The 13,912-nt window shown below is 57.3% G+C and carries 12 protein-coding genes, 1 other RNA gene and 1 pseudogene; 6 read left to right on the top strand and 8 right to left on the bottom strand.

What is annotated here, in order from left to right; all coding sequences use genetic code 11:
- Position 1: 1 nt before the first annotated feature.
- Together BAR1_RS14240 and BAR1_RS14235 are read right to left on the bottom strand one after the other, a co-directional pair.
- On the bottom strand, positions 2–913 hold the full coding sequence (locus BAR1_RS14240; protein ID WP_162891802.1) for an MBL fold metallo-hydrolase: 912 nt from the start codon (positions 911–913) through the stop codon (positions 2–4).
- A 31-nt stretch (positions 914–944) separates the two neighbouring features.
- A complete protein-coding gene (locus BAR1_RS14235; RefSeq protein ID WP_118943637.1) occupies positions 945–1,502 on the bottom strand; it encodes a TetR/AcrR family transcriptional regulator in 558 nt (185 codons plus the stop codon).
- 188 nt (positions 1,503–1,690) lie between these two features.
- Here BAR1_RS14235 and BAR1_RS14230 point away from each other — a divergent pair, with 188 nt between their 5' ends.
- Complete coding sequence (locus tag BAR1_RS14230) at positions 1,691–2,569, top strand: alpha/beta hydrolase family protein (RefSeq protein ID WP_118943636.1); 879 nt, start codon at positions 1,691–1,693, stop codon at positions 2,567–2,569.
- A gap of 1 nt (position 2,570) precedes the next feature.
- Here BAR1_RS14230 and BAR1_RS14225 read toward each other — a convergent pair whose 3' ends face one another.
- Both BAR1_RS14225 and ffs read right to left on the bottom strand, forming a co-directional pair.
- Positions 2,571–3,752, bottom strand: coding sequence for an aminotransferase class V-fold PLP-dependent enzyme (locus BAR1_RS14225; RefSeq protein WP_118943635.1), 1,182 nt, complete (start codon positions 3,750–3,752; stop codon positions 2,571–2,573).
- 73 nt (positions 3,753–3,825) lie between these two features.
- Positions 3,826–3,924, bottom strand: an RNA gene (ffs, locus tag BAR1_RS14220) — signal recognition particle sRNA small type.
- Between the two features lie 124 nt (positions 3,925–4,048).
- Between ffs and BAR1_RS14215 the strand changes: the two genes are divergently transcribed.
- A complete protein-coding gene (locus BAR1_RS14215) occupies positions 4,049–4,900 on the top strand; it encodes a hypothetical protein (protein ID WP_118943634.1) in 852 nt (283 codons plus the stop codon).
- A 12-nt stretch (positions 4,901–4,912) separates the two neighbouring features.
- Here BAR1_RS14215 and BAR1_RS14210 read toward each other — a convergent pair whose 3' ends face one another.
- Together BAR1_RS14210 and BAR1_RS14205 are read right to left on the bottom strand one after the other, a co-directional pair.
- Entirely contained in the window at positions 4,913–5,755 is an 843-nt protein-coding gene (locus BAR1_RS14210; protein WP_118943633.1) for a hypothetical protein, read from the bottom strand.
- A gap of 48 nt (positions 5,756–5,803) precedes the next feature.
- Entirely contained in the window at positions 5,804–7,783 is a 1,980-nt protein-coding gene (locus tag BAR1_RS14205; RefSeq protein ID WP_118943632.1) for a bifunctional 2',3'-cyclic-nucleotide 2'-phosphodiesterase/3'-nucleotidase, read from the bottom strand.
- 215 nt (positions 7,784–7,998) lie between these two features.
- Here BAR1_RS14205 and nudC point away from each other — a divergent pair.
- Together nudC and BAR1_RS14195 are read left to right on the top strand one after the other, a co-directional pair.
- A pseudogene (gene nudC / locus BAR1_RS14200) lies at positions 7,999–8,959 on the top strand (NAD(+) diphosphatase).
- 42 nt (positions 8,960–9,001) lie between these two features.
- The gene (locus tag BAR1_RS14195) at positions 9,002–9,475 is read left to right on the top strand and encodes an SRPBCC family protein (RefSeq protein WP_118943631.1); all 474 of its coding nucleotides are present in this window, start codon (positions 9,002–9,004) and stop codon (positions 9,473–9,475) included.
- 8 nt (positions 9,476–9,483) lie between these two features.
- Here BAR1_RS14195 and BAR1_RS14190 read toward each other — a convergent pair whose 3' ends face one another.
- On the bottom strand, positions 9,484–10,317 hold the full coding sequence (locus BAR1_RS14190) for a prephenate dehydratase (protein ID WP_118943630.1): 834 nt from the start codon (positions 10,315–10,317) through the stop codon (positions 9,484–9,486).
- Positions 10,318–10,437: 120 nt separating this feature from the next.
- On the opposite strand from BAR1_RS14190, the gene BAR1_RS14185 reads away from it, so the two are divergent.
- The gene (locus tag BAR1_RS14185; RefSeq protein WP_118943629.1) at positions 10,438–10,965 is read left to right on the top strand and encodes a c-type cytochrome; all 528 of its coding nucleotides are present in this window, start codon (positions 10,438–10,440) and stop codon (positions 10,963–10,965) included.
- A 139-nt stretch (positions 10,966–11,104) separates the two neighbouring features.
- Here BAR1_RS14185 and BAR1_RS14180 read toward each other — a convergent pair.
- A protein-coding gene (locus BAR1_RS14180; RefSeq protein WP_118941648.1) for an IS5 family transposase occupies positions 11,105–11,865 on the bottom strand; the annotation gives its coding sequence in 2 pieces (ribosomal slippage) (positions 11,105–11,547 and positions 11,547–11,865; 762 coding nt in all).
- A 123-nt stretch (positions 11,866–11,988) separates the two neighbouring features.
- Between BAR1_RS14180 and BAR1_RS14175 the strand changes: the two genes are divergently transcribed.
- Entirely contained in the window at positions 11,989–13,902 is a 1,914-nt protein-coding gene (locus tag BAR1_RS14175) for an extracellular solute-binding protein (RefSeq protein WP_118943628.1), read from the top strand.
- Positions 13,903–13,912: the final 10 nt, after the last annotated feature.

Here is a 13,912-nt window from a genome sequence, read left to right as displayed (position 1 = left end):
GTTATTCCCATTCCATCTGGGTGAACACCTCTTGCGCGTTGCGACCGGCCAGTCCTTCGAAGTTTTTCAGGTAGGAAAAGGCGGACTGGTCGATTTTGACGGAATCGATGATCTCGCCGCCGTCCTCGATATAGTCGGCCATCTTTGTGCGGATATTGATCAGGTAATCGTAAGTGTCGCGGGTGGCTGTGGCCAGATCGACGGGGTTGCCGTGACCGGGGACGATGTGTTCGGGGTTCAGCGCGGCCAGTGCCTCGAAACTGGCGACCCATTCCAGCGTATTGGATTGCGGTCCGATGCCAAGGATGCGTTCGACATAGACAATATCGCCTGTAAACAGGGTGGAACGGCCTGCCAGCCAGACAGTGCTGTCGCCCGGCGTATGCGCTGCGCCCTCGTGGTGCAGTTGCAGCGTAACGCCGCCCAGTTCCAGCGTGTAATCCGTGTCAAAGGTGATGTCGGCATAGGCGGGTTCGGTGCCTGCCAGCATGTCTTCGCCTATCAGCACGCTAAGGCCGGTCAACTGCATTGATGCGCGGTCCTTGTGGTCGGCCTCGGCATCATTCGAGGCAATCACCTGCGCACCCTGTTCCTGCCAGTATCCGTTGCCCATCCAGCGGTGATCCTGTCCGCCGGTGTCGATCACATATTTCACCGGCTGATCGGTGATGCGCTTGATCACCTGATGCAGCATTTCGGCGCCCTTGTAGCTGCCGCCGGGATCCATCAGCACCGCGCCATCATCTGTAACGACCAGCCCGAAGGTGGCGTTGTTGCCCAGATTTTCGGGGCTGCGCTGGTCCAGCGGGCCAACAATGGCATAGGTGTCAGGGGCCACGTTGACGACGTTCAGAATGTCGGCATAGGCGGTGGTTGTGCTTAGGGCTATTGCAAGGGGGATCAGGTATTTCACAGGCGTTTCCTTTTGTTTCGCCTGCAACATATCAGCCATACAGATGTATGGGAATACGGCGGATAACATCGGCGGAGTTTTTGGCCCGGGCGATGGTCCATGCGCCCTGAATGGTCATCAGCAGCAGTTCGGCGGCGGCTTCGGCTTGTGGGCTGGGCAGGCCCAGCCGTTGCCCGTGTTCTGCCGCGCACTCGCTCCAGCTGGTCAGGATGCGGTCGGCGTGCCGGCGAAAGGCATCATTGTCCTGCCCGTCAAACAGCATGGTGGAAATCGGGCAGCTACGCCAATGATCGGCGGTATCAAACAGTTTGGCCAGTTTGAAACAAAAGGTGGTGGCGCCATCGGCAAAGCTGTCGGCCTGCGCGAATGAATCGTCAATGATCTGCAACATGCCTTGCGAAACCCAGCTGGCTGCCGCCATCGCCAGATCGGATTTGCCATCGGGGAAATGGTGATAAAGCGAGCCTTTAGGCGCGTGGCTGGCCGTCAGAACCTCGGTCAGGCCCGTGCCGTGATAGCCCTTTTGGCGAAACAGTGTGGCGGCGGTTTCGATCAGGCGGTCACGGGTTTTTGTGGCGGATTTTTGCATAGGGCCAGTATAACAGACTAGACCGATTGGTCCAGTCATGCTATTAGACCGAACGGTCTAGTGCATGTCGCGCGAATCGAATTTGCCCACCAACCGAACGCAATCGCTTATGCGAACGCTGCCTCGGTCAGTCGGCAAATGCTCGAATCTGAACAGGTGCGACACGCTGTAGTGAAAGGAATCGCGCCATGTCAGCCCCTGATTTGCGGATTGTTCCGCCACCTGCATTGGTTGAATCCGTTCGCTTTCGCGCGGACCGTGCGCAGCTTGCCGGCACATTGCACCGCCCGAAAGGCCCGCCCAAAGCCGCGATTGTGTTGCACGGGGCAACCGGTGTGCCGCACCGCTATTACCGTCATTTTTCCCAGTGGCTGGCGGGGCAGGGCTATGCCTGCCTGACCTATGATTACCGCGATTTTGCCGCCTCGGCCGAGGGGCATGTGCGCCGCTCCGGCGCGACGATGGCCGAATGGGGGGTGCAGGATCAGCAATCGGCGCAGCAGTTTCTGGAAGAGGCTTGTCCGGATGCCCCGTTATGGGTGATCGGCCATTCGCTTGGCGGGCTGATGATCCCGTTTCTTGAGGGCGCGGGGCGGATCGACCGGTTGATCACCATCGCCAGCGGGCTGGTGCATCTGGGGGAGCACCCGTGGCCATATCGTGCTGTCGCGGCGGCGTTCTGGTACGGGCCGGGACCATTGGCGACCAAACTGCTGGGGTATTTGCCGGCCAAGGCCTTTGGCATCGGGCGCGATCTGCCGGCGGATGTCTATTGGCAATGGCGGCGCTGGTGCACGACCAAGGGGTTTTATCTGGGCGATGTCGGGCGGGTGTTGCCGGTGCCGGACTGGCGGGCATTTGCGGGCGATATGAAGCTGGTGGCGATTGCCGATGATGATCTGGTGCCGCCCGCGACGGTCTGGCGGCACATGCAGAATTTCCCCGAGGCCCGCAAATCGCAACTAACCGTGCGGCCTGCGGATTACGGCGCAAAGAAGATTGGCCATATCGGGGTGTTCAGGCCGCAAAATGCTGCCGTGTGGCCCGATCTGATTGCACATTGCTGATTCAACTGCGGGGCAAAGACTTCAGGGCATCAACCAAATGACCGATATCCTCTTCGGTATTGTAATAATGCGGGGCAGCCCGCAGGATGGTTGGCAGCCCGCGATCCTCGGCGTCGAGTCTGGTGCTGGCGGGGTCCGATGTGCCGATACAAATCCCTTTTGTTCGCAATTTTACAACTGTGTCCTGCGGGTCCAGCCCATCAATGGAAAAGCTGACTATGGCACAGTTTTGCGCCCCTGCATCGCATAGCGTGGCGCCTTTGATTTGCAAAAGCTCTGCTCGCAATAAATTGGCAAGCCCCCAGGCGCGATCGCTGATCGACTCCAGCCCCAGATCAAGGGCATAGTCTACAGCCGCCCCCAAACCGGCCCGCAAGGCATAGGCATTTTCCCAGTTTTCAAAACGGCGGGCATCGGGGCGCAGTTGATAGCGATCCTTGGCAACCCACGGGGCGGCGAAATGGTCGATCATGGCGGGTTCGGTTTTCTCGATCAGTTCCTTGCGGATATAAAGGAAACCGGTACCGCGCGGCCCGCGCAGGAATTTGCGCCCTGTGGCTGTCAGATAGTCACAGCCCAGTTCCCTTACATCCACCGGCATTTGCCCCACGGCCTGACAGGCGTCCAGCAGGTAGGGGACATTGTGCTTGCGGGTGATTTCCCCGACGGCGGCGGCAGGGTTCACCAGCCCGCCATTAGTTGGCACCCATGTAATCGAAACAAGGGCGGCCGGTTTCTCCAGCATGGATTCAAGCGCATTGACATCCAGCGCGCCGGTTTCATCGTTGGGGATAACCTCGATAACAATCCCGTCGCGTTTTGCGCGTTGCAGGTAGGCGACATAATTCGCGGCATATTCTGCCTGACAGGTCAGAACGCGGTCGCCTTTGTTCAGGGGCAGGGAATAGAACGCCTGACACCATGCCGCCGTGGCATTTTCCATCAGGGCGATTTCCTGTGGCGCGGCCCCCAGCAGACGGGCAACCGAGGTGTAAACACCATCCAGCAATTGCTGTTGTACCGCTGCGGCCTCGTAGCCGCCGATGCGTGCTTCCAGCTCTATGTGGCCGGTGATGGCATCAACAACGGGTTGCGGCATCAGAGCCGAGCCTGAAGCCAGCAAATGATTGACAGTGCCAAGGCCCGGCGTTTGGTTGCGGAGTGTTGTGATGTCGAGGTTCATTTGCGTCCCTTTTATGCTGTCGGCAATGGCTAGCAGGGAACGCGCGTTTTGCAAGGGAAATGCTTAAGGAAGTGGGTGAGAGGCTGGACACGACCCGAACGAAAACTCGTTACGGCTGCTTCCTTCCGGACCTGACCGGGTTGGCGAGGCGCTCGCCCGCACCAACCTCTCGGAATGGTATATAGGTGCGCTGTGACAGATTCGCAATATCTACCTTTTGCGGTTGATCACAGGGGCGGGGTGGCGGATAGACTTGTGCCGGTTGATTGGTGTGAATTGTAACGAGGGGTGAAAAGATGGAACAGGCAACGCATATAAACAGGGCCGGATGGCGCAGGATCAGCCTGCTTGCCCTTGCGATCACCTTTGCCGGCGGACAGGCCGCATTCGCGCAATGTGATATTCTGGAGCGCGGCTTTGACGAAAAGACCGAGCAGAAAATACCCTTGTCCCCGACCATCGAGGCATCCTTGGTGCAGCTTGCCGGACAAAATCTGGTTTATATTTCCGAGAATGGTGAGACCGTGTTTTCCGGCGATTTTGGCGAAGCAGGCTGGAGCGGGACATCCGAAACCGGTTTGTCGCAAGTGATTGCCGTTGATGTGAATGGCGATGGTATAAAGGATCTGTTTGTCGGTGTAGGGCAGGGGATGGTGAACAATTATTATTTCGGGATGGTTTCGCAGAAGGACGGGCAATGGGCCCAGAATGTCGAGGTCTCGAACCCCGGTTTTACCTGCGGGGAACAGGGGTTTACCGGCTGGTATCGTTCCGGCCCGCGTGGAACCGATGAAGTCTGGGCGATTGGCAAAGACGGGATTCCCTATGTTGAAATCAGCCGGACCGTTGTTGATGACCATGTGTTCCAAAGGGTCGATTATGACGGGCAGGGAAAGGTGGTCTCGCGATCCATTGTTCCCTATACCGAGGATATTCGCACCGAAACGGCTCGGGTGACGGCCAAGGCGGCAGAGGGCGGCGTAAAGGTCTATAGCCCCGATGATCCGCAGACAGAAATCGCAAGGCTGGCCGCCGGAACGTCTCTGTTATTGCTGGAGGTGGATGACACTTATTCACTGGTGCTGGTCGAATTCGGGCCGGATAAAAACCGTGGCTGGGTCGTGCTTGAAGATATTTCTTACGAATAGATTGGATGCGCCCTAATCCGGCAAGCCATCCCAAATCTCGATATCATCCACCCACTGGTGTTTCGGATTGGCGTTGCCGTAAATCTGCGTCAGCATGATGAAATCGATCGGTTTGTGGTTGCGGGTGGTGGGGCCAAAGTGATCGCCCACAACCTGCCCGTTTATCTTCCACAAGGCCCACCCGTCGCTGCCTTCGCTCCAGTGCCAGTAAAATTCGGTCAGGAACCATTTTCCCATCGGTACGGGGATTTTGCGGTTTTTGATTTCCCATATCGGGTGTTCGGGGTCACGGTCGGCCTGCCAGACCCAATAGGGTTTGCCGTCATCATCGGTATAGATGAAGGAAATCAGCCGAAAGCCGCTGCCATTGGCATAGCCCTTGGTCTTCCATTCAAAAAACGTGCGCCATTTGTTGGGTTTGGTCAGGCTGCTGCGGTCCAGTTTGATCCAGTAGCGGATATACAGATCACGCCGTCCGTTGGTGATATCCAGAATTTCATAGGGGCTTTGGGTGTCATCGCGGTGTTCGTAGTTTTCGACACTGAACAACGCGCGGGTGGGGTGTCCATCATGGCCCGTGACGGTCCGGATTTCGTTATGCAGGGCCTGTTGGTTGTCGTGATTGATCAGGTGCAGCCCGCTGTTTGAGGCGCCCAGAACAGTAATGGGCCAACGATAACCGGTTGCGGAATCTGTGCCGGTGATGGTTTGATAGCCATCCTTTAGGGGCTCCAGCGTCACCCCCTCGAAACCCGAGGAAAACAGCAGTTTTGCCGGTTTTCGGGGCGGTTCGGCGGATGTCGGCTGGCAGGCTGAAACGAACAGGGCCGCCAGCAGGGGGAACAGAGATTTCATCGGTCCTCGTTGCGGTTGGCGGGGCAAAAACTGCCCCGCCGGATGCACCTACAGCGTAATACGGAAACGGGCAAACCCGTCGGGGCCGTCGCCTGCCGGTTCTATCACCATGCCTTTTACATCGCCGATATGGTCAATTGCCTTTGGCCCTGTATCAAACAGAACCGTTGTGCCGGGCAGGGATTTGAAGCGCCAGTTGTCGTCGGCCTGCGGGTTCACCGTGCCCTGTTCGACAATATATCGCACGATCACGTCGCGGTTGGTGTCGGGGGCCTCGTAAACGATGGTGTCGCCCTTGGCGCCCGGAAAATCACCGCCGCCCGAGGCGCGGTAATTGTTGGTGGCGATGATGAACTCCATATCATCCGTCACCGGCGCGCCATTGTATTTCAGGTTGGTGATGCGGCTGGCGTCGGGGTTCAGCATCCCGCCTTTGGCGTCGAACCGCGATGGCTGGCTGATGTCGATCTCATAGGTCACCCCGTCGATCACATCGAAGTTGTAACTGGGAAAATCGGGGTTCAACAGGATCTGGTCCGCCTTGCCCGGCTCAATCTGATTGAACATCCCGGCCGAGCGTTCCAGCCAGCCCTTCAATTGCGCCCCCGTCACCTTCACGGCCCGCACGGTGTTGGGATAGAGATACAGGTCGGCCACGTTCTTGATGGCGATATCCCCCACCGGCACGTCTGTGTAATACTCCGGCCCGCCACGGCCACCGGCCTTGAACGGGGCGGCGGCGGACAGCAGTGGCAGGGCGGCATATTCGCTGCCTTTCAGCATCTCGCCGACATACCAAAGCTGCGCGGTCGAAACCAGTTGCACCGACGGGTCATCCGCCACCAGCGCGAAATAGCTGTGCAGCGGGGCCGAGGTTTTGCCAACCGCGCGGCGGATATAGGCAAGGGTTTCCTTGTGCTCCTTTTCCACGGAGGCCAGCACATCCGGCTGGCTGTCAACCAATGCGGTGACGCTGCGGTCCTCGTTGCGTCTGGATATGGGGCGGGTTTCGGATGCGTGGCTGGCGATTTTCCATTCATTGCCCGACCGTTCCAGCATCAGGTCCACAACCCCGAGGTGACTGCCCCAGAAACCGCCCATCACGGCGGGTTTGCCGTGCAGGGTGCCTTTGGCCACGTCCACCCCGTCCAGACCGTCAAACTTCGGCCCGGGAAAAACAAGGTGCTGGTGACCGGCCATGATCGCGTCGATGCCATCGACCAGCGCCAGTTGCAGGGATGCGTTTTCCAGCCCCTCGTCACTGGCCGAGGCCTCGATCCCCGAATGGGACAGGGCAATGATGATGTCGGCGCCCGCCTCTTTCATTTCGGGAACATAGGCGCGGGCGGTGGCGACGATGTCGCGGGTCGTCACGTTGCCTTCCAGATGGCGGCGGTCCCAGTTCATGATCTGTGGCGGCACAAAGCCGATCAGCCCGATGCGGATCGGGTGGGTTTCACCGGCACCATCTGTCAGGGTGCGGTTCAGCAGGATATAGGGTTTGACCAGCGTTTTGTCGTCCCGCGGGGTGGCGCCCGCTTCGGTGGCGATATTGGCCGACACCACGGGAAATTCGGCGCCGGCAAGGGATTTCATCAGGAAATCAAGGCTATAGTTGAATTCATGGTTGCCAAGGGTCGAGGCATCAAAGCCGATGGTGTTCATCGCGGCGATGATCGGATGCAGGTCGCCCTCTTTCATGCCGCGCTCGTAGGCGATGTAATCGCCCATCGGGTTGCCTTGCAGCAGATCGCCATTGTCCAGCAGCAGGGAATTGGTTGCCTCGTCGCGGATGCCCTTGATCAGGCTTGCGGTGCGGGCCAGTCCGACGGTATCGCGCGGTTTGTCGGCGTAATAGTCATAGGGGTAGATATGCACATGCAGATCGGTGGTTTCCATGATGCGCAAATGCGCCTGATTGGCGGCAGCATAGGCGGAAAAAGGGTGGAGTGTAATCAAGGACGTTCCTGCTACGGTTCCGGCCAGAAATCTCCGGCGGGTCATTGTTGTTTTTGTTGCGTAGGTCATGGGAGCCTCCATTATGATTCCATTAAAAAGAATTAAGGGAAACCTAGCATGACTTATGGTTAACCGTAATCGGATAAGCTGAATCTTGCCAATACCCTTAAAGAGGATTTGACAAAATATATTCCTCTATTGGTTGGCGTTGGGCCGACAATCAAACCTGTGAATTGTCATTGTCCACAAAGCTGTGCCACATAGTCGGCAAAGTAGGGGACAACATGCGAAATTCCGAGTCGGTTACATTTGGCGGATCCGGTCTGGATCGGGCGGCAAATCTGCGTGGGGACGATGCCAAACTGGCAGAACTCCGGGCGGATAATGCGGCGCGGGTTCTGGTGATTTGGCGCGGCAAGGTGCTGGTTGACGGGGCCGCACTGGTGCGTTTGCCGGTGGATCATGCGGTTTTTGCGGATGCGTCGGCGGGGGGGGTTGTTTCTGGGCATGGATCAGGGCGCACCTGTGTTCGCACGGGATATTTCCGGTTGGGAGCCTGACGGGCTGGATCAGGCGGAAATGGCGCAATTCTTTGACCCCAGCGAACAACAGCACCCGGAATTGCCCGCCGGTCAGGTGTTTGTCGAGTTGCGCAGCGTAATGGCACAGCTTTCCGTACGGGACGCCGAGCTGATTGCCAGCGCAAAATCGCTGTTTGACTGGCACCGCACGCATCGGTTCTGTTCGGCCTGCGGGGTAGAAAGCGATATGACAATGGCCGGCTGGCAACGCGATTGCCCGTCGTGCGAGCGCAAGCATTTCCCGCGCACTGATCCGGTGGTGATTATGCTGATCACCCACGGCAACAGCGTTCTGATGGGCCGCAGCCCGCATTGGCCCGAAGGGATGTATTCCCTGCTGGCCGGGTTCGTGGAACCCGGTGAAACCATCGAAGGGGCTGTGCGGCGCGAAGTGTTCGAGGAAGCGGGCATCAGGGTGGGGGCGGTCGACTATCTGGCCAGCCAGCCGTGGCCATACCCGTCCAGCCTGATGGTTGGCTGCAAAGGCGAGGCGCTAAACCGTGACATCACCATTGATCCGGTCGAAATCGAACATGCCTTGTGGCTGACCCGTGAACAGATGCTCGAGGTGCATGCCGGCACCCATCCTGTGATAAAACCCGCACGCACAGGTGCGATTGCGCATTTCCTTGTGCAGCATTGGCTTGCGGACCGGCTGGATTAAGGGCAAACAGCGCGGCAAGTGTGAATTGTACCGGACCGTAAAATGAAGTTCTCGACCAAAGAAGACATAGAAGCGCCGATAGACGTGGTGTTCCGCGAGGTAACGGATTTCGCAGTCTTCGAGCGTGCGGCCTTGCGGCGCGGGGCGCAGGTGCAGCGCATTGACGAGAAAACATATCCCGAAACGATTATCACCTGGGATATTTCATTTCCGTTTCGGGGGCGGCAACGCAATATGCGGGCCGAACTGACCGAGTGCGATTCCCCGAACCGTGTTCTGGTCAAATCGACCTCCAGCGGGCTGGGGGGCGAAGTTGTGGCCGATCTGGTTGCCCTGTCGCGCAGGCGGACACGGATTATCGTGACGCTGGACATAAAGCCGAAAAACCTGACCACACGGATCATGGTGCAATCAATGCGCATCGCCAAGAACAAGTTGAAAGCGCGCTACCGCATGCGGGTGGCGCGTTTTGCCAGTGATATCGAGGACCGGTATAAGGACGGGCAACGGGCCTAGGTTACGCCCTAACGGCGCTGAGGGTCGGCCGGATAGACCCCCAGCAGGGTGATCACATCGGTGAAATAGTCCAGCTCTTCCATCGCCAATTGCACGCTTTTGTCGTCGGGGTGCCCCTCGATTTCCGCATAGAACTGCGTGGCGGAGAATGACCCGCCCACCATATAGCTTTCCAGCTTGGTCATATTCACCCCGTTGGTGGCAAAACCGCCCATCGCCTTGTACAGGGCTGCAGGGATGTTGCGCACGCGGAACACAAAGGATGTCATCATCCCCGACCGCCCCCGCCGCTTCAGGTCCGGTTCGCGGGCCATCAGCAGGAAACGGGTGGTGTTCTGGTCGTGGTCCTCGATATGGCGGGCTAGGATGTCCAGCCCGTAAATATCCCCTGCCAGTTCGGAGGCCAGCGCGGCCAGTTCGGGGTTGTTTTCCTCGGCAACATGTTGGGCCGATCCGGCCGTATCGGCACCGGTAATGCGGTGAATGCCGTGTTCGGCCAGAAATTCGCGGCACTGGCCCAGCAGGACTGTATGGCTCATCGCCATTTTGACCTGCTCCAGTTTGGCGCCTTTCGGGGCCAGCAGATTTATATGCACCCGCACAAAGGCTTCGTCCACGATATGCAGGCCGGACGCGGGCAATAGTTGGTGAATGTCCGCCACGCGCCCGTAGGTCGAATTTTCGACCGGCAACATGGCCAGATCGGCTTCGTTTTTGCGCACGCTTTCGATCACATCCTCGAATGTGCGGCATGGCACCGGCTCCAGATCGGGCCGCGCGTCAATGCAGGCCTGATGCGAATAGGCCCCCAATTCACCCTGAAAGGCGATTTTTCCGGTCATTTTTATGCTCCCCCGCCACAAAAAATAAAAAAAGGCGTAATGCCGCGTTAACTACACCTTGCGATAAGGTAGGGGAAGCGGATAGATAACCCCCAAATGTTCAACGGGATGGATAGAGACATGTTCAACACAATGACACTCGTAAAAGTCGTCGGCGGCATTGGTGCGCCACTGTTGCTTTTCCTTTTTGGCAACTGGGCTGCAACTGCGCTTTTCGCGACTGGTGGCGGCCATGGCGAAGAATATACACAGGGTTACACAGTCGAAGTGGAAGGCGCTGCCGCCCCTGCCGAGGAAGAAGCCGCATCCGACGAACCCACCTTTGCCGACCTGCTGGCAGCAGCCGATGTTGCCAAAGGCGAAAAGACGTTTGGCAAATGCAAAGCCTGCCACAAACTGGAAGATGGCGTAAACGCAACCGGCCCGTCGCTGTTTGGTGTTGTCGGGCGTGATGTGGGCAAGGCCGAAGGGTTTGGCTATTCCGGTGGCATGGCCGAACTGGGTGGCCAATGGACACCCGAGCGCATGAGCGAATTCCTGACCAAGCCCAAGGATTATGTTCCCGGCACAAAGATGAGCTTCGCGGGTCTGAAAAAAGCTACCGATCGCGCCAACCTGATTGCCTATCTGGCAACTATCGGCGGCTGATCCTGCTGAAATAACAATTCAAACCCGTCCGATGCTTTCGGGCGGGTTTTTTGCATCTGGGGTTCGGGAATGGTCAAATTGGCGTTAGCCGGGCATTCGGGCCTTGAATGTTTTGCCTACGCGTCATTAGGCTCAGGACTCATTGATTAACCCAGAAGATAACGATAGCAGCTATTTGGATTGCTGACAGGAAAGTATGGGCGCAACGGTCGAACCGCATGGCGATGCGTCGCCAGTCCTTGAGTTTGGCAAACATATTCTCGACCTTGTGCCGCTGTTTGTATAAGGTTTTACAGTACGTTGCGGGGTGTTTACGTTTGGCTCTGGGCGGTATGCACGGGGTAATGCCGCGCTTGATCAGAGCCGCGCGGTAAGCGTCGCTATCGTAACCTTTATCGCCAAGCATTTCCTTTGCTGCAGGTAAATCAGGCAGTAATGTTGCCGCACCTTTATGATCGGATTGCTGGCCCTCGGTTAGTAACAGCCGCACCGGGCGGCCCTCGCCGTCACAAACCGCGTGCAATTTGGAGTTCAATCCGCCTTTGGTGCGGCCAATAGCGCGGGGAACATCCCCCCTTTTAACAGGCTGCAAGCCGTGCGGTGCGTTTTGAGATGTGTTGCGTCAATCATTAACCGATCCGGCGGGCCATTTTCGGCGACCAAAGCCGTGAAAATTTTGTCAAACACCCCCATCTTCGACCACCTGATAAACCTGTTATATAAGGTTTTATGCGGCCCGTAGACCTCCGGAGCGTCCCGCCAACGCAAACCGTTGCGGATTACATGAATGATACCGCTGATAACTTTGCGATCATCCACCCGTGGCACGCCGTGCGACAAAGGAAAATACGGTTTTATCCGCGCTAACTGTGCTTCGCTGAGCCAAAATTGATCTGACATACCACCCTCCTAATGTTGTGGAGCACAGTGATTCAGAATTTTGTCAGATAAGCAACATATTAATGGGTCCTGACCCTAGCTAAGGGCAGGAAATACCAAACGGAACTGACCGGAGGGCACACAATGCCAACACGCCAAAGCGGGACCATTGTAAAATCCAAAAACCATGATTTGGCGCGGGGTTTGCGAATATTCTTTTCAGCAATGGTGGCGTTGGCTTTGGCGGTGTTATGGGCCACTTCGGTGCGGGCCGAGCAAAAGATCATCAAGTCCCACGGCATTTCCACTTTTGGCGAATTGAAATACCCCGCCGATTTTCCCTATTTCGACTATGTAAACCCCGATGCCCCCAAGGGTGGCGAATTTTCGACATGGGGGTTTGGCACCTTTGACAGCCTGACACCCTATATTCTGAAAGGAAACGCGGCGACGCTTTCGACCGCGTTTTTCGACACGCTGATGACCGGCAATCTGGATGAACCGGATGCGATGTATGGTCTGGTGGCCGAAACCATCGAATACCCCGAGGACCGTTCATGGGCCATTTTCCACATGCGCCCCGAGGCAAAGTTTTCCGACGGCACCCCTGTTCGGGCCGAAGATGTGGTGTTTTCATTCGAGGTATTAAGGGACAAAGGTTCGCCTACTTACAAAGTCCTTTTCAAGGATTTCGAGAACGTCGAGGCGCTGGATGACCTGACCGTGAAATTCACCTTTGCGGCCGACGCCATCAAACGCGAATTGCCGATGACGGCGGCGGGCATTCCGATCTTCTCCAAGGCTTACTATGCCACCCGCGATTTTGCCGAATCCACGCTTGAACCTCCACTGGGGTCGGGGGCCTATGAACTGCTGTCGGTCGATGCCGGGCGCTCGGTTGCCTACAAGCGGCGCGATGATTACTGGGCCAGGGATTTGCCGGTGAATGTGGGGCAAAACAATTTCGATGTGATCAAGGTGGAATATTTCGCCGATTACACAGCCGCATTTGAGGCGTTCAAAGGCGGTGCCTACAGCTATCGCGAGGAGTTTCTGTCAAAACTGTGGGCCACCGGATACGATTTTCCGGCCATTCAAAAAGGCTGGGTGATCAAGGAAGAACTGCCCGACGGTAATCCGGCGGGCACACAGGGGTTCTGGTTCAACCTGCGCCGCCCGCAGTTGCAGGATCCGCTGGTGCGTCAGGCCATTTCGATGGCGTTCAATTTCGAATGGTCGAACAAAAGCCTGTTTTACGGAATCTACACCCGCACCGACAGTTTCTGGGAAAATTCGGACATGCAGGCCGAGGGGATGCCCTCCGAGGCCGAACTGGCCCTGCTGGAACCCCTGCGCGCCGATATTCCCGAAAGCGTATTCACCGAACCCGCCTTTGTGCCTGCGGTGTCCAACCCCGACAAGGTAAGTGATCGCAAACTGTTGCGCCGCGCCGGCAAGCTGCTGGATCAGGCGGGCTGGACTGTGGGGTATGACGGGTTCCGCTATAATGACAAGGGGCAAAAGCTGACCATTGAAATCCTGAATGACGGGCCTTCGTTTGAGCGGATCATCAACCCCTTTGTTGAAAACCTGAAACGGCTGGGGGTGAACGCGGTTTATACCCGTGTGGATGCCGCGCAGGCACAGGACCGGGAAAAGAATTTCGATTTCGACGTGACCACGCGGCGCTATTCCATGTCGGAAACGCCGGGGATCGAATTGCGCGGGATTTTCGGCACCAGCACAGCGGACCTGAAGGGATCGAACAATATTTCGGGGGTGAAAAACCCTGCTGTGGATTCCCTGATCAAAACCATCGAGGGTGCAAAATCGCGCGAGAAGCTGACAACCGCCGTCAAGGCGCTGGACCGTGTCTTGCGGGCGATGCACATCTGGGTGCCGCAGTGGTACAAGCCCAGCCACACGATCGCCTATTACGACATGTTTGAGCGGCCCTATACCGACACCCCGCCAAAAACCAGCTTGGGGGAATTGTCGATCTGGTGGTATAACCCCGAAAAAGCCGCGGCCCTAAAGGCCGCAGGGGCATTTCAATAACAAAAGCAGG

Origin of the sequence: Profundibacter amoris, assembly GCF_003544895.1 — a bacterium.
In the GTDB taxonomy this organism is placed as follows: domain Bacteria; phylum Pseudomonadota; class Alphaproteobacteria; order Rhodobacterales; family Rhodobacteraceae; genus Profundibacter; species Profundibacter amoris.
The sequence above is the reverse complement of the archived record's forward strand: the minus strand, read 5'-3'. Positions and strand labels throughout refer to the sequence as shown.